Source organism: Flagellimonas nanhaiensis (assembly GCF_003382275.1).
Classification (GTDB): domain Bacteria; phylum Bacteroidota; class Bacteroidia; order Flavobacteriales; family Flavobacteriaceae; genus Flagellimonas; species Flagellimonas nanhaiensis.
Genome location: NZ_QTJX01000001.1, coordinates 1,331,601 through 1,351,308 on the forward strand (window position 1 = coordinate 1,331,601; position 19,708 = coordinate 1,351,308).

The following is a 19,708-nucleotide window of genomic DNA, read 5'->3' on the forward strand; positions in this document are numbered from 1 at the left end:
TCTTGCTTTGATTCTATAAACTGCAAGCCTCGTGTCATGCGCAACTTTGTGGTGTTCAAAATTTAAACACCATGAAATCACTTCTTGCTGCACTAGCAATAATCACATTATCAGCCTTAAAAGCGCAGAATATGGAACAGCAAAAGCCAAAAGATATAGTCATTCAATTGTTCACGGCCACAGACCAAAGAGATTGGGACAAAGTGGAAAACTGTTTTAGCAATTCCGTACTGTTGGACTATTCCTCCATGGGCAACCCATCAGCAACCTTAAAACCCAAACAAATCATAGACTCTTGGAAAACTATTTTACCGGGGTTCTCCCATACACATCACCAGATTGGTAACATTCAAGAAAAAATAACCAAAAACAAAGCGCATGTTTTTGCCTATGGTACCGCTACACATTATTTGGAAGATGAAAATGGGAATATCTGGACTGTAGTTGGCAGTTATGATTTTGATTTGACCAGAGAGGACAACCAATGGAAAATCAGCAAAATGAAATTCAACTTCAAATATCAAGATGGAAATACAGCTTTACCCCAAAAAGCAATAAATACAGTACAGGGCAAACAAAATTTTCAAAATGCAGCGGAACGAAATAAAACCAACGCCAGAGCCTTTTTAAAGGCTTTGGAAGATGAGGACTTGGATATTTTGGTTGATCTCTTCGCAAAAGACGGAAAACATTTAAATCCATATCATTCTGACCTATTTCCAGAAGGTGCAACGGGAAAGGAAGAAATTCGTGCCTATTGGACCCCGGTGTTTCCAAGCTTTGATGGAATGCAATTTCCCATTGAAGAAATCTACTCCATGGAGCTAAATAGGGTATTTGTAAAATTCAAGGGCAGTATTAAACTGAAAAACAATCAAGGGGACTACAAAAACGACTACTACGCCATTTTCAAATTCGATAAAGAAGGTAAGATTTTAGAGTATGAAGAAATTTTCAATCCTATTAAAGCTGCCAAAAGTTTTGGACTAATTGAAAAAATTGTAAAACAATGAAGAAAACAATCATCGGAATATTTGGATTAATACTGTTCTTTAGCTGTAATCCAAAAACAAAGAATTCAACTGAAAACAAAATCAATAAGGTATCAACAACAAACAAGGGAAAAATGAAAAAAGTAAACTTTAAAAGTGAAGGTATTAGCCTAATCGGGAATCTTTACTATCCTAATAACTACACTGTTGGCAAACAATATTCCGCCATCATCGTATCAGGTAGTTGGACGACCGTAAAGGAGCAAATGGCGGGGCTATATGCCAAAAAATTAGCAGAACAGGGGTTCATTACCCTAGCATTCGATTTCAGAAACTTTGGAGAGAGTGAAGGCGAACCACGTTTTTATGAAAGTCCGATGCTTAAAAAAGATGACATTAAAAACGCGGTAAGTTACTTGGAAGGACTTGAAGAAGTAAACAAGGAAAAAATTGGCGCCTTCGGGGTATGTGCTGGAGCAATGTATACCTTAATGGCATCAGCAGAAGATGATAGGATTCAATCGGTGGTAACTGTTGCCTCCTGGTTACATGATCATGAGGCCGTTAAACTATTTTATGGTGGCGAAGAAGGAGTTGAAGAAAAAATCAAAGCAGCACAAGAAGCAAAAAAAGAATATGCAAAAACGGGAGCGGTCGCTTATATTCCTGCCATATCAGAAACCGATGAATCAGCTGCCATGTTCGGTCCTTATGATTATTATCTAAATGAAAAGCGTGGGGCAATCAAAGAATGGAGCAACGATAAATTTGCTGTTGCCAGTTGGGAAGATTGGTTGACGGTTAATCCTATGCCATACGCAAAAGACCTTAAAAAGCCTGTGTTAATGGTGCATTCCGATGGAGCTGTTCTACCAGATTACACAAAAAAATTCTTTGGTGATATTTCCTCCGATGACAAAAAACTGCATTGGATCGACACAAAAATGGAGTCTCCATACCACCAATTTAGCTTTTACGACCAAGATGCTGAAGTACATGAATCTGTTTTGCAAGCCAGCACATGGTTTGCCCAGAAAATGTGAAAAGTATAATACTAAAATGGCGCAAAGCGGTTCAACAATAAATTTGGACCGCTTTTGCTATTTTATAAAATGAAAATAGTGTTCAACAGCCAAACGAAAGAAGCCAAGAACCTCTCATTTTCACTAATTTAGTGAGGAAGTACTCGCAATTCACCTTTATGGCGACTATCTGGTGGTCGTTCAATACATAAATTATGAAAATTTATCTACCACTCTTTTTTCTCTTATTGGTTGGAACCAAGTGTATCATTGCTCAGAATATAGAGGAAAACCCTTTAGATTTTCCAATCTTAAAAGGTCCTTATTTTGGAGGAGAAGTTCCAGACATGTTTTCGGAGGTGTTTATAGATGAAGTCATTTCAAAGGAAAATGAGCCCGAGATGTGTGGAGTTTTCACCGATGAAGGCACCAAATTTTATTATAATGCCCTTCATAATGGTGTCTGGACCATATTTGAAACGAAATTGGTCGATAGACAATGGCTAAGACCTAAGCCCATTGATTTCTCCAATGGTTATACTGATCGCGATTTTACAATTTCCCCTGATGGGAACAAACTTTATTTTGGATCTAATCGTCCAAAACCACAAGAGAATGGAAAGTCAAACAACTTGGATATTTATGTGTCGGAAAAGCTAGCATCGGGCAAGTGGAGTGAGCCAAAAAATATGGGGAATATCATAAACTCTAATCGTACTGAGAATTACCCTTCTGTTGACCTTAAAGGAAATTTGTACTTCTTTTCATGCCGAGACGAAGGCAACGGTGGTTGCGAAATATACATCTCGAGATTTGTTTCCGGTACTTACCAAACTCCTGAGTTGCTGAGCAACGCCATCAATAGTGATAAACATGACTGGGATTCTTTTGTTGCCCCAGATGGGAGTTACATCATATTTAGTTCCCAGAACAGGGAGGATACCGTGGGGATGCAAGATCTCTATATCTCCTATAAGAATAACAATGGAAACTGGACAAATGCCATCAATATGGGACCAAGGATCAACTCAACCAATGACGAAATTTGTCCAAGCGTTTCATTAAATGGTGATTATCTTTTTTTTACTTCAAGAAGAAGAGGAAAAGCGGATATTTATTGGATCAGTGCAAAAATTATTGAAACGCTGAAGCCAGAGTATTTAAAGTAGGTTCAAACAACATTCTTAAAACGATTCTGGCATACACATTCCTAGTTTCTTGTCTTCAAATTATATCAAGAGATTGTGTTCATTTTCATATTGGATTTCTGCCTCACCTGCATCTCTTTAATTTGGATATCAATGCTTTCTTTCCAATGAACCATAGGTTCATACCCCAGGATTTCCTTCGCCCGCTTGTTGCTTGCGCTTGTTTCTTCCAACAAAAGCACAATGGCAGGAACAATCAGTGGGTCACCTGGAATTAGTTTATGCAATATTTGCATGAATCGAGCAAAGGTGTACGCAAACTTGAACGACACATTAAAATGTGGCAATGGGTAGCCGTAAATCTCATTCAAGTAACCAAATACTTCTTTAACCGTTGGTACTTCCTTTCCAACAACATCAAAGATGTTGAGAGGTTCTTTTAGCTCAACCAAAGAAGATAACCTGAAGGCCTCTCCAATATCCTTTCCATTGGTCAGAGGCAGTGATGTATTGCCATGATTTACCCAGGGTGCCAAATGTGTTTTTAGTCTAGGTAAAAGAATGGGCAAAATACCCAGGGAATAATTTTTTCCGGTAAAAAAGCCTACCCTTAGAATTACAACTTCCATTCCTTTGGCTTTTAAATTATTCAAGAGATTTTCAATTCTGATTACATTGTAATAATGAGGCCAAATTTTCTTTAGCGCCCTTTTTGAGTGAAGCCTTCTATTTGCAATGGGATTGGAAGTAGTGGATGATAAAAAAACAAATCTTTTTACTCCATTTCTGACCGAAGCTTCAATGAGTTCCTTTGTAGGCTCAAAAAAATACTTGTTAGAATTTGAAACCGTTCCATTCATCTCGGCAAAAGCTGCGGTGTGGCATATCACATCGGCCTCATTAGTCAATTTTTCCAAATAAGCACTGTCCAAAAGGTCTCCAATATTTTTTTTGCCCTCAAACCATTGTGGTAGTTTGTTTTCATTCCTGCAGGCGGCTACAACCTCACAATCTTCCAAAGGATTTTCAACAAAACTTTCCAATACATGGCTTCCTGCAAAGCCATTTGCACCGGTAACAACAATTCTGTTCATTTCTTTCTCTTTTTCTGGTCCAAAGAAAAAAACAATGACAACCAATAGAATTGACCTATGTTAGGAAATTAGCCTACATCCTATTTGGTGAGATTCAACTGCCTTTTTGCTAACTTAGTTGGCAATAATCTAAAAGATGTACCTCACATCTCTTCCTGGGGATTTGCGTACCTAAAAATCTAACTAGACCAAATAGCACAACAATGAAACCAAGTACAGTCCTAGCTTTAGTGATTATTGTAATCTTTACGAGTTGCAAAAACAAATCCAAGGAAGTTGAACCCACTTCATCCGAAACAAGATTCAACATTGAAAAGGATTTGCTGTTGGTGCAATATGACTGCAAGACAGATGTGGACGACCTTCATTCGGTTGCGGCTTTTGCCACACTACTATCCAATCCCGATTATTCAAAAATAAACTACCATGCTGTTGCAGGCACTTACGGTACACAAAAAGGACTATACGTGCCTCCCAATGACCTTTTTCAGCTTTCATTTGGAAATAACTGGACAGACGCCCACAACAATGTAGAAGCAGCAGTAGAAAAAGTGAAACCTTTGGTAAAATCAGCGCTATCACAAGGAGGAAATATTTGGATTGCGGATGCAGGACAATCCGATTTTTCGGCACACCTCATAAGGGCGGTCCAACCCGAACTTTCCGAAATGGACTTAGCTGAAAGAATACATATTGTTCAACATAGTGATTGGAACGAAGAAGTTACATCTCCAGAAAGCCTCAAATTTGTAAAGCAAAATATTGATTACATAAAAATACCTGATGGAAATAGTGTTGGAAATGGCACCCCAGGTTTCCGTTCCCCCGAATTTACGGCATGGGAAGCAGAACTAACCAATCCGGAGTTAATCAGTATCTGGAAATTGGCCGTGGATTTAGGGAACACCTATAACGGCAAAGATGGGCGTTATCTCAATGAAGCAATTGAAGCAGGCGGATTGGATTTCTCCGACCTTTCTGAAGTTTGTTGGATTCTAGATATTGAGAATATTAAGGATACCGACCAATTTTTCAGTCTTTACGCGAATTAAACAGAAAGAATGCAATCCGACCATGGTTCCATACTTATATGTAAGTGCTAATATTTCAACATTGTAACCTATCCAAAGATACGATCTACATAAAAATGACTACACCAAGCTGCATTTTGTCATAAATGACGCCAAGACCTATTTTGAGCATAATAGAACATTGGCTTCCATTCCCCATAGGCACAGCTTTTACCAAATAATTTGGTTCAAACAGGCAGGAAGGCATTATATTGACTACAATACGGTAGACCACGATGCAAATACCATTTTTTTTATAAATCGAAATCAAGTACACCATTTCTGTTTAGATTCCGCAAACGAAGGGTATCTATTTCATTTCAACGACTATTTTATCAATAGAAGCAAGCAAGGATTCATGGATAGGTTCTCCCTATCTATTTTTAGTGAGATTGGAAGTAGCTGCCTGGTACTATCTGATGAGGACGCTGAAAAAATTGGTCTACTGGCCTCTTTCATAGAAAAGGAAATTCAGACAAAGGAAAGCTTTTATAGAGAGCAGGTTTATCACTATTTTCAAAATATACTTTTCCTGATAGAGCGTTTGAGAAAAACTGAAGGTAGCATTGATATTGAGTCAAATCCGGACCACAAACTTGCGGCAGGTTTTAAAAAACTTGTTTTTGAGGAAATTCAACACTTTCATGGTGTGGATTACTTCGCGGAAAAACTGAACACCAATTCAAAAAAACTAACTGAGATCTCTAAGTCAGTTCTGCTGGATACTCCTGCAAATATTATAAAGCAGAGCAGGATTCTGGAAGCAAAGCGCATGCTTTCCAACCGCTCTATTTCCATTAAGGAAATAGCCTTCTCCCTTGGTTTTGATGAACCTACTTACTTTACCAAATATTTCAAAAAAGGAACGGGATTTACACCTAAACAGTTTCAAAAGGAGCATCTCTAAATTACCATGTTCAGTTTGCGGATTACCATTTTAAGCAAGGTATTCTATAGAATTTTGTGCTTGTATAAATTCTAAAAACAAAAAAATGAATACACAAGCATTAATACTAGGTGGAACCACGGGAATGGGAAAAGCTACGGCAGAACTTTTATTAAAAGATGATGTTGAAGTACTTATTGTTGGTAGGAATGATGTCAATCTGTCAAAAGCAAGCGAAGAGTTATCCGTACTGGGTTCAGTGAAAACCTTCAATTTGGATTTGAATAATTCCGAAGCTGTAAAACTGTTTGCATCCTCAGTAGAGAAAATTGCACCTAACCTAAAATATGTTTTGAATGCTGCAGGATATTTCAGCCCGAAATCATTCTTAGAGCATTCTGAATCAGATTATGACACGTACCATAATTTCAACCGTGCATTTTTCTTTATCAATCAAGCCGCATCAAAGGTGCTTATCAAAAACGGAGGCGGCTCCATAGTAAATATTGGTTCCATGTGGGCAAAGCAAGCCATAAAAGCCACTCCCTCATCCGCCTACTCTATGGCCAAGGCGGGTCTGCACTCTCTTACCCAGCATCTTGCCATGGAGTTGGCAGAGCACAATATTCGTGTCAATGCCGTTTCCCCAGCAGTGGTGGTAACTCCTATTTACGGAGCTTTTATCGACAAAGACAAAATTGAGGAGACCCTTCAAGGATTCAACGACTTTCACCCGATTGGTCGAGTGGGCAGGGCTAATGATATTGCAAAGACCATCCATTTCCTACTCACAGATCAAAGTTCTTGGGTAACAGGAGCAATCTGGGATATAGATGGTGGGGTAATGGCCGGCAGGAATTAGAAAGCTATCCTTCTGAATATAGTATAGTTTACTAAAAGTTAAGTTGAGCGCAGTTCTAAAGAACTGCGTTTTTTCTTTTAATAAGAACTTAACATAGTAATAGATAGGCTTAATTGCATTAAGAGCTATCATTCAGTTATCTTTAGACTGCAACAGGTTTTTAATGTTATGAAACAACTCTTTCACATCTTAATTGGGTTTTTGCTACTTACAGGTGCTCAAGCACAGATGCATGAACTGGGATATTTTGGACAGGAACCTCCCGGACTAAAGGCAGAATTGTTTCATGGAGGTGCTTTGGTAAAACATCCCAATGGAGAGAAAAGGAGTTTTAATATTTCCTTCTCGCCAGATGGGAAAGAAATGTTTTTTTCTTATTACAAGGCAACACAGGAAAAACCTAATCCCACCTATGAGATAAAGACCTTTAAACTGGTCGATAATGAATGCATCGGTCCTAAAACAGCTGCCTTTTCAGGGTACCACTCCGACGTGGACATTAATTATACCCCTGATGGAAATTATATCTTCTTTGCTTCGGATAGGCCACAGCCAAATTCAAAAGGGTTAGACATATATTATTGTTTAAAAACCAGCAATGGGTGGTCCGAGCCTATTTATGCGGGTACAAAAATCAATACTGATGCAGGAGAAGTATATCCATCTATTTCCCAAAAAAAGAACCTCTTTTTCCGTTCCTCCAGACCAGGAGGATATGGTGATGATGATATCTATAGAGCTGAATGGGTGAATGGAAACTTTATCAATGTTAGAAATCTTGGGCCGAACATAAATTCAATTTATGGAGAAAGTAATTCTGTGATAGCGCCTGATGAAAGTTATATCCTTTTCTGTAGCTCAAGACCTGAAAGCAATAATATCCAACAGATTTATATCTCGTTTCAAGTGGGAGATAATATTTGGACAAAGGCGGTAAGCTTAGGGCCAGAAATTAACACAACCGCAGGTGCCGGGGCACCAACCCTGTCCCCCGATGCCAAGTTTCTTTTCTTCAAAAAATCGAAAGAACCGGAAAGAGGTCTTTATTGGATAAGTACAGAAGTGTTCGAAAAACTAAGGCCGTAGAGAACGAATACCACAATCAATCATGAAAAAACTATTCTTTTTTGTATTTACGTTGCTCATCACAACAACATCTTTCGGACAGGAAAAAAGTATCCAAGATTTGGATTTTTTACTGGGAACATGGGAAGTTAGGGAAGACAATAAGGAGAGGGACTGGTGGGAAAAGACTACGCGTATTGGGGTCTATGCTCTGGATAGCACTTACATTCAGCTGACTTCCAGGGCTGTTTCTTCAACGGGCAAAAAACGGACTTATCGATGGTATATCCATTACAATTCAAAAGAGCAACAGTACGAAATGGCCTCCATGTTTGGAAATTGGCATAAAATTCAATTTGATATTTTGAGCTGGGACCCAGCGGAAAGAAAGCTTACAATTAAAAATGGTCCTGATGGTGATTCTGAAGAATATCATGAAAGATTTGGGGAGATTGTATTTGACGAAAGTTTCAAATCATACATCTGGACGGGTGAAAACAAATACGGAGACCCCAAGGACCCAGGAATTTGGAAATATGTTGAAATAGGATCAAGAATAAACTAAAGTAATATCCAAAGTCACCAATGCTATTCAGATTTTTTATTTTTTTATCACTTTTAATAAGTCATATGTCTCAAGGACAAAAAACAAATAAGCCCATTCTATTGCATACTGATACGGGAGATATTTCTGGAACACTACTTCTCCCCGATTCTACCAGCACTCCAACAGTAGCCTTAATAATTTCCGGATCTGGCCCTACGGATAGAGATGGTAACTTTCCCATGATGTCCAATAATTCCTTGAAAATGCTAGCAGAAGGGCTTCAAGCTCATGGAATAGCTTCGGTACGGTTTGACAAACGAGGTATAGGAGAAAGTAGGCTTTCTGGGTTCTCTGAAACCGAAATAACCTTTGAACATTATGTTAATGATGTAAAAGCCTGGGTAAAACTGCTAAGGGGCGATTCCAGATTTGGTGATATAATCCTAATAGGACATAGTGAAGGTTCTTTAATCGGAATGATAGCTTCCAGAGAAGAAGGTGTGTCTCGCTTCATCTCATTGGCTGGAGCCGGTTTTCCGGCAAATCAACTTATTTATGATCAATTGCGGGAGCAGCCCTCATTTGTGAGAGAAAAAGCCATTCCTATTCTGGAGCAACTTCAACAAGGGGAATTGGTTGAAGAAGTTCCCCAAGAACTATTCGCCCTATTTAGGCCAAGCGTACAACCGTATTTGATTTCATGGTTCCAATACGACCCTGCAAAAGAAATTTCAAGATTGGATTGCCCAATTTTGATAGTGCAAGGAACCACAGATATCCAAATTGACCTTAAGCATGCTGAAAAATTGGCCATATCAGGTAAAAACACCCAAAAAACCATTCTTGAAGGGATGAACCATATCCTAAAACCTGCTAGTGATAATAAAATGGAGAACTTGGGCACTTATGGAGACCCAAAACTCCCACTCAAAGAGGAATTAGTTCCAATTATAGTTGAATTTGTTAAAGAGAAGTAATCTCGGGAAATACGTGGGGACTACTCTCCCATAGCAGCTGCCACAGCCGCTGAAAGCCTTTTGTAAGTACCGTTCTGAAGGCGATCACGAATTGCCGAAAACGCATCCAAAGTTTCAGCTATGTCCTGCATAGTATGTGTCGCTGTTGGTATCATTCTAAGCAATATCAACCCTTTTGGAATCACCGGATATACTACGATGGAACAGAAAATACCATAATTCTCACGAAGGTCTTTCACCAAGGCCATAGCTTCAGGAATGCTACCGTTAAGATATACCGGAGTAACACAACTAGAGGTGGTTCCAATATCGAACCCTCTTTCTTTTAAGCCATTTTGTAAGGCATTTACATTTTCCCAAAGTTTTGCTTTAAGCTCAGGCATGGTGCGGAGCATATGCAAACGCTTTAATGCTCCCTTTACGTATACCATAGGTAAAGACTTGGCAAACATCTGGGACCTTAAATTATATTTAAGGTATTCTATAATTTCTTTATCTGCTGCTACAAAAGCTCCGATTCCGGCCATGGATTTTGCGAAAGTGGCCAAGTACACATCAATTTGGTCCTGTATACCTTGCTCCTCTCCTGCTCCTGCGCCAGTTTTACCCAAAGTTCCAAACCCATGCGCATCATCAACCAAAAGTCTAAACTTAAATTTGTTCTTTAAGCCAACTATTTCCTTCAAAATTCCCTGCTCTCCACGCATTCCAAAAACCCCTTCGGAAATCACCAAGATTCCTCCTCCAGTTTCTTGGGCCAATTTTGTGGCACGTTCCAAGTTTTTCTCTAGGCTCTCTACATCATTGTGCTTAAAGGTGAAGCGTTTTCCCATATGCAAACGAACACCATCGATGATGCAAGCATGACAATCCACATCATAAACAATGATATCGTCTTTGGATACCAAAGCATCAATTACGGACATGAATCCTTGATAACCGAAATTCAAAAGGTAAGAAGCCTCTTTGTTCACAAATTCAGCCAACTCCTGCTCCAATTGCTCATGATAATCAGTATGACCGCTCATCATTCTAGCACCCATAGGATATGCGGCTCCATGCTCTAGTGCAGCTTCCCCATCCACCTTTTTGATTTCCGGTAGATTTGCAAGACCTAAATAATCATTGATACTCCATGTGATTACATCCTTTCCCTGGAATTTCATCCTATTGGAAATAGGACCTTCCAATTTTGGGAACACAAAATAACCTTCCGCCTGTGAAGCCCATTTTCCCAAAGGCCCCTTATTCTCAATGATTCTATCAAATAAATCTCTCATCTACCCTGAATTTGGTTCAACTGCAAAAATATAGATTTTTCCCTAGCGCGCATAACGAAATTTAGATACAAAAAAACGACAATGAAAGTCATTGTCGTTCAGTTGATTAACTTTTTGAGTCGTTTACTTTATATATTCTACCTTTTCAGGCATTTCTGCATTCTCAATATCAAAGAAACCCTGGTTTTCCATCCACTCATTGCTATAAATCTTACTCATGTATCTAGAACCATGATCAGGGAATACCACTACTACGTTACTATCTTTTGTGAATTCACCTTCTGTATTCAATTGATATAGCGCTTGCATGGCCGCTCCACTAGTATATCCCACGAAAAGGCCTTCGGTAAAGGCTATTTTTCTGGCCATATGGGCACTCTCTCCATCTGTAACCTTAATATAGCGGTCTATACAGTTGAAATCCGTTGCTGCTGGAATCAAGTTTTTCCCTAAGCCTTCAATTCTGTAAGGATAAATCTCATTGTGGTCGAATTCTCCGGTTTCATGGTACTTTTTGAGTACTGAACCATAAGCATCTACACCCAACACCTTAACATTGGGGTTTTGTTCCTTTAGGTATCGAGCTATACCAGAAATAGTCCCTCCGGTTCCACTGCAAGCAACCAAATGCGTGATTTCGCCGTTGGTTTGTTCCCAAATTTCACGTCCGGTGGTGTTATAATGTGCCTCAATATTGAGTTCATTAAAATATTGGTTGATATAAATGGAATCCTTGGTTTCTTGATGCAAACGTTTGGCCACCTCATAATAAGATCGAGGGTCATCCGCGCTTACGTGGGCCGGGCATATATATACCTTGGCGCCCATGGAACGCAACATGTCGATTTTATCAGGGGACGATTTTGAACTTACGGACAAAATACACTTGTATCCCTTAACAATACTGACCATGGCAAGGCTAAAGCCTGTATTGCCCGATGTGGTCTCAATGATTGTGCTTCCTGGTTTAAGGATACCCCTGCGCTCTGCTTCCTCAATAATATATACAGCTATTCGGTCCTTTGCCGAATGCCCTGGGTTAAAAGCTTCTACTTTTGCATAGAAATTTCCGGTGAGGGGGGCTGCAATTTTGTTTAGCTCTATTAAAGGGGTATTTCCAATTAAGTCAAGGATATTGCTGTACGCATTTATCTGTTTTCTCATAACTGGGATTAGGTAAGGAATAAATCCTACTAACGTAAAATTTATCCGGCACAAAAATAGCACTTTTTATTTTAAGGCACCTTATTCTCAAGGTTAAGAATGAATGTATATTCCTTGGCAGTCTCCTTTAAAGCTTCAAAACGCCCTGAAGAGCCGCCATGCCCCGCATCCATGTTGGTATCTAAAAACAATTGATTGTCATCTGTTTTGTATTCCCGTAGCTTTGCCACCCATTTGGCAGGCTCCCAGTACTGTACCTGAGAATCGTGCAACCCAGTGGATACATAAAGATTAGGATACTCCTTGGCCCCAACGTTATCGTATGGTGAATAAGACTTCATATACGCGTAATATTCTTTATCGTTGGGATTTCCCCACTCGTCATATTCTCCGGTGGTCAAGGGTATGCTATCATCCAACATGGTTGTTACTACATCTACAAAGGGTACGGAGGCAATTACACCTTTATATAGCTCTGGAGCTATATTTACGACCGCCCCCATCAATAAACCTCCGGCAGAACCTCCGCTTGCATATAAATGCTGGGCGCTGGTATACTTTTCCTCAATTAAATATTTGGAACAGTCTATAAAATCAGTGAAGGTGTTCTTTTTGTTCAAAAGCTTGCCGTCTTCGTACCATGGCCTTCCCAAATACTCACCTCCCCGCACATGTGCTATGGCAAAGATGAAACCTCTGTCCAATAGACTTAGCCTCACTGAAGAAAAATAGGGGTCAATGGTGTGTCCGTACGAACCATAAGCGTATTGTAGCAACGGACTTGTGCCATCGAACTTGGTATTTTTATGGAATACCATGGAAATGGGTATTTTAACACCATCAGCCGCTGTTGCCCATACCCTCTTGGTGCGATAGTTGGCCTTATCGAAAGTTCCTCCCAAAACCTCTTGTTCTTTCAGGATTTTTTTGGTCTTTTCCTCCATATCAAAATCAATCACGGCATAAGGGGCGCCCATTTCATTATAATAGTATCGGAAAACCTTGGTGTTGAAATCAAGATTAACCGAAGCTCCGGCCACATAGGTTTCGCTCTCAAACGGAAGATAATAGCTGTCTTTGCCGTCCCAACGAGAGATTTTAAGCCTATTTAGACCATTTTCTCTTTCTGATAGGACATAGTAATCCTTGAAAATCTCTACATCCTCCAACAATACATCTTCACGATGCGGAATAAACTCCTCCCAAGAACCGGAGTCTGTTTTCTCCTCAAAAGCTCTCATCAATTTAAAATTAGTGGCTTTATCCTTGTTCGTAAGGATGTAAAAACTACCATTATAATGAGATATGGAATACTCAACACCCCTTTCGCGTGGGGAAAATATTGCAAAGTCCCCTTCAGGGTCATCCGCTTTTAAGATTTGATATTCCGATGTTAAGGTGCTTACAGAACCAATCACAATATACTTTCTTGACTTTGTCTTATAAACAAAAGTATTATAGGTATCATCCTGCTCATGGAAGACCAATACATCTTCCTCTGAAGGAGTTCCCAGCTTATGTCTATAAATTTTATCGGCCCTTAGGGTAACAGGGTCCTTTTTAGTATAGAAAAGAGTCTTACCATCATTTGCCCATGCAGAGCTTCCAGTGGTATTTTCAATTTTATCGGGATAAATCTCACCTGTCTCCAAATTCTTTATTTGGATTGTATACTGTCTTCTAGAAACTGTATCGGTAGCAAAAGAAGCCAAAGTGTTGTCCGGACTTACTGAAATCCCTCTTAGTTTGAAATATTCATGCTCTTTGGCCATTTCATTGCAATCGAACATTATCTCCTCCTGGGCCTCCAAACTTTCCTTTTTTCTAGCATGTATGGGGTATTCCATTCCCTGTTCATATCTAGATATGTACCAATATCCATCCAATTTATAGGGAACTGAAGAATCATCCTCTTTTATTCGGGACTTCATTTCGGTGAACAGCTGATCCTGGAACTCTTTGGTATGTGCCGTCATGGCAGCGTAATACGAATTTTCAGCATTCAAATAATCAATGACCTCCTGATCTTCCCTATTGTTCATCCAATAATAGTTATCTACCCGTACATCACCGTGCTTCTCTAGATTTGTTGGATTTTTTTTGGCAATTGGAGGTTGTATATCCATGGATTTGTCTTTTTTGTTTTTACAAGAGCCCGCAAAAATAAGGCATAATAAAAGAAGATGTGTGTTGGAGATGTAATGTTTCATAGATAATGGTTTGTGCCAATTTATTACTTTTGACGCAAATACATTCGCATTATGTTTGGAGATTTTATGGGTATGATGGGTAAGCTAAAGGAAACCCAGGAAAAGGTGAAGGCAACCAAAGAAAGGTTGAACTCTGTAATGGTAGATGAAACATCGGCCGATGGGTTGGTTAGGGTTACCCTTACTGCCAATAGGGAAATTAAATCCATTGAAATTGATGATTCCCTGCTTCAGGACAAGGAACAACTGGAAGATTACTTGATTCTCACCCTAAATAAGGCCATAGAGAAGGCTACCAGTGTAAACGAAGCCGAATTGGCAGCTGTTGCCAAGGAAGGAATGCCCAATATTCCTGGAATGGATTCTTTCTTTAAATAATCATCCCAATGTACTAAGCACATTGAGAAAATGCTTGTGCATTGTATCCGTATAGTCCAAATGGGTCACTATGCGCAACTTGCCCTGGCCCATTCCAATTATGGAAATCTTATTTTCCTCGAGCTTCTTTAAAAATGATGGGGCCATCATTTTTGATTCATCCAATTCAAAAATTATGATGTTGGTCTCAATAGGCTCAACTTTCTTTATATAGTCCAAACTCTTCAGAGATTTTCCTATTTCTGTAGCTTTTTTGTGATCTTCCGCCAATCTTTCCACGTGGTGGTCCAATGCATATATCCCCGCAGCGGCCAAATATCCTGATTGACGCATGCCTCCTCCAAGCACCTTCCGAATTCGAAGCGCATCATCAATCAATTTTTGATCGCCCACCAAGACCGAGCCTACTGGACAACCCAAACCTTTGCTCAAACAAACACTAATAGAATCAAAAAGACTCCCGTAATCCTTTGGATTTTCCTTTTTGGCTACTAAGGCATTCCAAAGCCGTGCTCCGTCCAAATGATACTTTAGGTTGTTTTGATCACATACATTTTTAATGCGTTCCAATTCTGCAAAGTCCCAACAAGCTCCACCGCCTTTATTTGTCGTGTTTTCAATACAGACCAGTGAAGTCAAGGGGCTATGGTAAAAATCAGGTGGGTTGATGGACTCTTCAACTTGTTCCGCGGTCATCATACCTCTATGGCCATCTACTAATTTGCAGGATACCCCGCTATTAAAACTTACCCCTCCCCCTTCATAATTGTATACATGGGCATACTTGTCGCAGATCAGCTGTTCTCCTGGTTGGGTATGCAATTTTATCGCAGTTTGATTGGTCATTGTCCCACTTGGGAAGAACAATGCAGCTTCTCGACCAAAATAGTCCGCTACTTTTTCCTCCAAAGCATTAACGCTGGGGTCATTTTTGAACACATCGTCACCCACAGGAGCACTCATCATGGCTTGCAGCATTCCTTCGGTGGGCTTTGTCACCGTATCACTTATTAAATTGATTTTCATAAATTCCGCGGATTAATGCATACAGCCCATCCCAATAGGAGATCCATCAGGGATTTTTGGTGCTGGAATGGTCTTAAATTTCTCAGGTTTATCCAAGAATGCATCTATTCTTCGAACCATTTCCACCGAAATACTATTTTTTCCATTGCCCAATAGATGGGTCTTTGTTTCTTTTAAAGTCTGATTAGCGATAGCATTCACCTGAGGATGAACTCCCGTATGGGCGGCAAGGTTCATGATATGGTGCAATACCTTAAAATTAATTGTATGCTGGGTTGCAGCCAAGTATGAATCTTTATGGGATCTTTTGATGGTTCTTCTAAGAGTTTCTTCCAAGACTTCAGTAAGTCCCAGTTGGTCTTCGTCCAAGCTTTTTTGTTGGATTAAACGAGAAGCGCGTTCAGGATGAAGTAACAATCCAAGTGTCATGTCCGTTGCTGTCTCTGCGGCAGAAAGGGCATCAAAACTTACTCCCGTCCTACCCTTAAAGGACTCTCGACTTCTTCCATAACCTATGGCTCGCGGTGGAAAGAGCTCCAGCTTTTCCTTTGGAATGGCAATTACTTCGGCATCAAGTGTTTTTAGAATGGTCTTGAGCGCATTTTCCTGTGAACTGGCGCTTATGGAGTATACAGTACGCTGTCCATCTCCCTTGGTTGCGTAGTTGTAATCCAATCCTCCAATCAATTTTGAAGTTGCTTCGGTTTGATATCTGTGAAAGAAGTACAGGGGCGCAAAAACATCTTCCAAAACTGAGTTTGGTTCGCCTGACCTTATATTATCCATCGAAAAATTGTCTATGGCCACTTTTCGTATTTGAAGGACCTTATCCAATTCCTGACTCGCATTTTTGCCGTTATCCCATAAATGGGCCAATGCATGGGCTCCTCCCCTAGGTCTGGCATCTTGATCGGAAATATAACGAAGCCCATCATTCTGTGCTTTTTCCAGAATAGCGTTCAACGCTTCCTTTTCATTGGTTCCTCCAGTAAAATCAGAATAAGAATACGCTACAGTGACCTTATCCCATTCGCCAATTCCCGTATCGTAAGCATTACTGAAGTTTATGGTGTTTCCATCCAATTCAAATTGTGGGTGTGGGTAATCCATAACTGAGGCCCTATTATTGGTACTGGCCGCAAAGTTGTGCGCAAACCCCAAGGTGTGCCCAATTTCGTGGGCAGATAGTTGACGGATTCTTGCCAAAGCCATTTCCAACATTGGTCCATAATTGTCATCATTCTCCGCAAAGGGCTTGCTCATCAGGGCTTGGGCTATTAAAAAGTCTTGGCGTATACGAAGACTTCCCAAACTAACATGTCCTTTGATGATTTCCCCTGTTCTTGGGTCGGTTATGCTACTTCCATAGCTCCACCCACGGGTAGATCGGTGTACCCATTGGATTACATTATAACGTACATCCAAGGGATCGGCATCGTCTGGTAAAATCTTCAATTGAAATGCATCTTTGTAACCGATGGATTCAAACGCCTGGTTCCACCAACGTCCTCCTTCCAACAGAGCCGAGCGTACTGGTTCTGGAGTTCCATTATCCAAATAATAAACAATGGGCTCCACTGCTTCGCTCATAGAGGCATTTGGATTTTTCTTTTCTAATCGATGTCGAGTCACAAACCTTTTTAAGATGGGTTCTTGCACTGGAGTTGCATAATCATAGTAAGAAAACGGATATGAGCCGCATCGTGGGTCAAATTCCCTTTTTTTGTAATTGTCATCTGGCAGTGCGATCAACGAATGGTGCTGCGCAACCGTTACCAGATTTGGATTTGGAGTCACAGAACGAATCCAATCTCCGGTTGGACTACCTTTAAAGGTAAGGGTAACATCAAATTCAACGTTTTTTGGAAATGCTTTGGTCCGCTCAAAGGCCAGCGCACTTTTGGAAGCATCGAGCGAGTATGACCCCTGTTTGGTTCTCTTCAACCTTTGGGAAACCCCATGTGCATCACGCATTAAAAAATCCGTAATGTCAATAAGATAACTTCCCCTTGATTCTTCTTCAATTTTGAAACCATGCAAAACCGACTTTGCAAAAGCCTGTTCTACCGATTTCTTCTCCAAATTATTATCAGTTAAGGCCCTAAATCGTTGATTCGGCTGAACGAGCAATAATTTTTGACCAGCCTTCTTAAAATAAACCACCTGTTCGTTGCCCAATTGTCCTCTGTCCAGGCCAATATCATTACTTCCTATTCCACTACTTAGGGAATACACATACAAAAACTCTTTCTCCAACTCATTTACCTCAAGGAAAATCTTGTCCGAGGAATCGTCATAATAAAAATTGAAATACCCACTGAACTTCTGATAATCCTTGGTCTTATCAAAACTTTGTGCGTTCAAGAAAAAGGTAAAAAATAGAATCGGTAGCGTGTAAATAAGTTGATTTTTCATATCGGTGTTTCGTGGATGCTAAATTTAGAGAAATTTCGTTGCTTCACCGTATTGAAATACTATTTTTGCTTGAAATTTTGATTGTATGATTACTACAGATCAGCAGAAAGATCTTATTGAACGCCTTGGAGCGTTAAGGAGGTATCTTTGACATTGATGCCAAACTCATTGAAATAGAGAATGAAGAGGAAAAGACCCTAGCACCAGGATTTTGGGACAATCCCCAGGAAGCGCAGAAACAGATGCAATCCATAAAATCCAAGAAAAAATGGGTAGAGGACTTCAACACTGCGGAAACTTTAACGGCCGACCTTGAGGTTCTCATCGAATTCCAACAAGCTGGTGAAGTGGACGAGACAGAAGTCCAACAGCAATTTGACAAGGCTCTGGAGACCATTGAAAATCTTGAATTTAAGAACATGCTCTCCGATGAGGGAGATGAACTCACGGCGGTTCTTCAGATTACCGCGGGAGCGGGAGGAACGGAAAGTTGTGATTGGGCCTCCATGCTGATGCGGATGTACATCATGTGGAGCGAGAAGAACGGATATAAGGTCAAAGAGCTCAATTACCAAGAGGGAGATGTAGCTGGTATTAAAACCGTAACCTTGGAAATTGAGGGAGAATACGCTTTTGGTTGGCTAAAAGGGGAAAACGGTGTGCATAGATTGGTACGAATATCTCCTTTTGACAGTAATGCTAAACGCCACACCTCCTTTGCCTCGGTCTATGTTTATCCGTTGGTTGATGATACCATTGAAATTGATGTCAACCCATCAGATATTGAAATTACTACGGCACGTTCCAGCGGAGCCGGCGGACAAAATGTGAACAAGGTAGAAACCAAGGTACAATTGGTCCACAAACCTACGGGAATTCAAATATCTTGTTCCGATTCAAGGTCGCAGCATGACAATAGGGCCACGGCAATGAAAATGCTTAAATCCCAGTTGTATGAAATCGAATTACGGAAGAAGCAGGAAGCCCGCGCGGAAATAGAGTCTTCAAAAATGAAAATTGAATGGGGTTCGCAAATACGTAACTATGTGATGCATCCGTATAAATTGGTCAAGGATGTTAGAACCGCCAAAGAAACTGGAAATGTTGATGCGGTAATGGACGGCGAAATCAATCCATTTTTAAAGGCTTATCTAATGATGATGGGGCAAAAAGAAGAATAAATTCATTAAAGTATGATCAAAATATATCATAATCCAAGATGTAGAAAGTCCAGAGAAGGACTTGAACTTTTGGAAAAATCTGGGCAAGAGTTCGAGATAATCAAGTATTTGGATAACGTTCCTTCTGTAGAAGAGTTGAAAAATGTAATACAGTATCTGGGCATTGAACCGGAAGCATTGGTCCGAAAAAATGAAGCCATCTGGAAGGAAAACTATAAGGGAAAACAACTTTCTGACGATGAAATCATTGCAGCGATGAGTGAAAATCCAAAGCTCATTGAACGACCCATAGTAATAAAAGACGGTAAGGCGGTTATTGGAAGACCAGCTGAAAAGATTTCCGACTTGCTATCCAATAATTCCTAAATTATGCTGGGTTTTTGAAGTTTTG

Annotated in this window: 18 protein-coding genes; 12 read left to right on the plus strand and 6 right to left on the minus strand. The window is 40.0% G+C overall.

Features of this window, described 5'->3' with window-relative positions; genetic code table 11:
* Positions 1-71: 71 nt before the first annotated feature.
* The 3 genes from DX873_RS06075 to DX873_RS06085 all read left to right on the plus strand — a co-directional run bounded on the left by DX873_RS06075 (position 72) and on the right by DX873_RS06085 (position 3,183).
* Entirely contained in the window at positions 72-1,013 is a 942-nt protein-coding gene (locus DX873_RS06075; protein ID WP_116183594.1) for a nuclear transport factor 2 family protein, read from the plus strand.
* Positions 1,010-2,035, plus strand: coding sequence for an alpha/beta hydrolase (locus DX873_RS06080; RefSeq protein WP_116183595.1), 1,026 nt, complete (start codon positions 1,010-1,012; stop codon positions 2,033-2,035). Before DX873_RS06075 ends, DX873_RS06080 begins: the two co-directional genes overlap by 4 nt.
* Before the next feature lie 194 nt (positions 2,036-2,229).
* Entirely contained in the window at positions 2,230-3,183 is a 954-nt protein-coding gene (locus DX873_RS06085; protein ID WP_116183596.1) for a TolB family protein, read from the plus strand.
* A gap of 65 nt (positions 3,184-3,248) precedes the next feature.
* Here DX873_RS06085 and DX873_RS06090 read toward each other — a convergent pair whose 3' ends face one another.
* The gene (locus tag DX873_RS06090) at positions 3,249-4,256 is read right to left on the minus strand and encodes an NAD-dependent epimerase/dehydratase family protein (protein WP_147296613.1); all 1,008 of its coding nucleotides are present in this window, start codon (positions 4,254-4,256) and stop codon (positions 3,249-3,251) included.
* A gap of 203 nt (positions 4,257-4,459) precedes the next feature.
* On the opposite strand from DX873_RS06090, the gene DX873_RS06095 reads away from it, so the two are divergent.
* The 6 genes from DX873_RS06095 (at position 4,460) to DX873_RS06120 (ending at position 9,663) form a co-directional block, all read left to right on the plus strand.
* Complete coding sequence (locus DX873_RS06095; protein ID WP_116183598.1) at positions 4,460-5,308, plus strand: hypothetical protein; 849 nt, start codon at positions 4,460-4,462, stop codon at positions 5,306-5,308.
* Positions 5,309-5,468: 160 nt separating this feature from the next.
* Positions 5,469-6,233, plus strand: a complete 765-nt coding sequence (locus DX873_RS06100) for a helix-turn-helix domain-containing protein (protein WP_116183599.1) — start codon at positions 5,469-5,471, stop codon at positions 6,231-6,233.
* Between the two features lie 85 nt (positions 6,234-6,318).
* The gene (locus tag DX873_RS06105; protein ID WP_116183600.1) at positions 6,319-7,074 is read left to right on the plus strand and encodes an SDR family NAD(P)-dependent oxidoreductase; all 756 of its coding nucleotides are present in this window, start codon (positions 6,319-6,321) and stop codon (positions 7,072-7,074) included.
* Positions 7,075-7,242: 168 nt separating this feature from the next.
* The gene (locus DX873_RS06110) at positions 7,243-8,160 is read left to right on the plus strand and encodes a TolB family protein (protein ID WP_116183601.1); all 918 of its coding nucleotides are present in this window, start codon (positions 7,243-7,245) and stop codon (positions 8,158-8,160) included.
* Positions 8,161-8,182: 22 nt separating this feature from the next.
* The gene (locus DX873_RS06115; RefSeq protein WP_147296614.1) at positions 8,183-8,704 is read left to right on the plus strand and encodes a hypothetical protein; all 522 of its coding nucleotides are present in this window, start codon (positions 8,183-8,185) and stop codon (positions 8,702-8,704) included.
* 65 nt (positions 8,705-8,769) lie between these two features.
* Complete coding sequence (locus DX873_RS06120) at positions 8,770-9,663, plus strand: alpha/beta hydrolase (protein ID WP_198412966.1); 894 nt, start codon at positions 8,770-8,772, stop codon at positions 9,661-9,663.
* Between the two features lie 20 nt (positions 9,664-9,683).
* On the opposite strand, the gene DX873_RS06125 is transcribed toward DX873_RS06120, so the two are convergent.
* From DX873_RS06125 to DX873_RS06135, 3 genes are all read right to left on the minus strand, one after another.
* On the minus strand, positions 9,684-10,943 hold the full coding sequence (locus tag DX873_RS06125; RefSeq protein ID WP_116183604.1) for a cysteate-C-fatty acyltransferase: 1,260 nt from the start codon (positions 10,941-10,943) through the stop codon (positions 9,684-9,686).
* A 123-nt stretch (positions 10,944-11,066) separates the two neighbouring features.
* On the minus strand, positions 11,067-12,107 hold the full coding sequence (locus DX873_RS06130) for a cysteate synthase (RefSeq protein WP_116183605.1): 1,041 nt from the start codon (positions 12,105-12,107) through the stop codon (positions 11,067-11,069).
* 71 nt (positions 12,108-12,178) lie between these two features.
* Positions 12,179-14,317 (minus strand): S9 family peptidase, encoded by a 2,139-nt coding sequence (locus tag DX873_RS06135; RefSeq protein WP_116183606.1) that lies wholly within the window; start codon positions 14,315-14,317, stop codon positions 12,179-12,181.
* A 51-nt stretch (positions 14,318-14,368) separates the two neighbouring features.
* On the opposite strand from DX873_RS06135, the gene DX873_RS06140 reads away from it, so the two are divergent.
* Positions 14,369-14,695, plus strand: coding sequence for a YbaB/EbfC family nucleoid-associated protein (locus DX873_RS06140; RefSeq protein WP_116183607.1), 327 nt, complete (start codon positions 14,369-14,371; stop codon positions 14,693-14,695).
* Here DX873_RS06140 and DX873_RS06145 read toward each other — a convergent pair whose 3' ends face one another.
* Positions 14,696-15,721 (minus strand): threonine aldolase family protein, encoded by a 1,026-nt coding sequence (locus tag DX873_RS06145; RefSeq protein ID WP_116183608.1) that lies wholly within the window; start codon positions 15,719-15,721, stop codon positions 14,696-14,698.
* A 12-nt stretch (positions 15,722-15,733) separates the two neighbouring features.
* On the minus strand, positions 15,734-18,136 hold the full coding sequence (locus DX873_RS06150) for a zinc-dependent metalloprotease (RefSeq protein ID WP_116183609.1): 2,403 nt from the start codon (positions 18,134-18,136) through the stop codon (positions 15,734-15,736).
* Positions 18,137-18,221: 85 nt separating this feature from the next.
* On the opposite strand from DX873_RS06150, the gene prfB reads away from it, so the two are divergent.
* Both prfB and arsC read left to right on the plus strand, forming a co-directional pair.
* Positions 18,222-19,317, plus strand: a protein-coding gene (prfB, locus tag DX873_RS06155; RefSeq protein ID WP_116183610.1) for a peptide chain release factor 2 whose coding sequence is annotated in 2 segments (ribosomal slippage) — positions 18,222-18,284 and positions 18,286-19,317 — 1,095 coding nt in all. Because the reading frame shifts where the segments join, the coding sequence is not laid out codon by codon here.
* A 12-nt stretch (positions 19,318-19,329) separates the two neighbouring features.
* The gene (gene arsC, locus DX873_RS06160; protein ID WP_116183611.1) at positions 19,330-19,683 is read left to right on the plus strand and encodes an arsenate reductase (glutaredoxin); all 354 of its coding nucleotides are present in this window, start codon (positions 19,330-19,332) and stop codon (positions 19,681-19,683) included.
* The last annotated feature ends 25 nt before the right edge of the window (positions 19,684-19,708 follow it).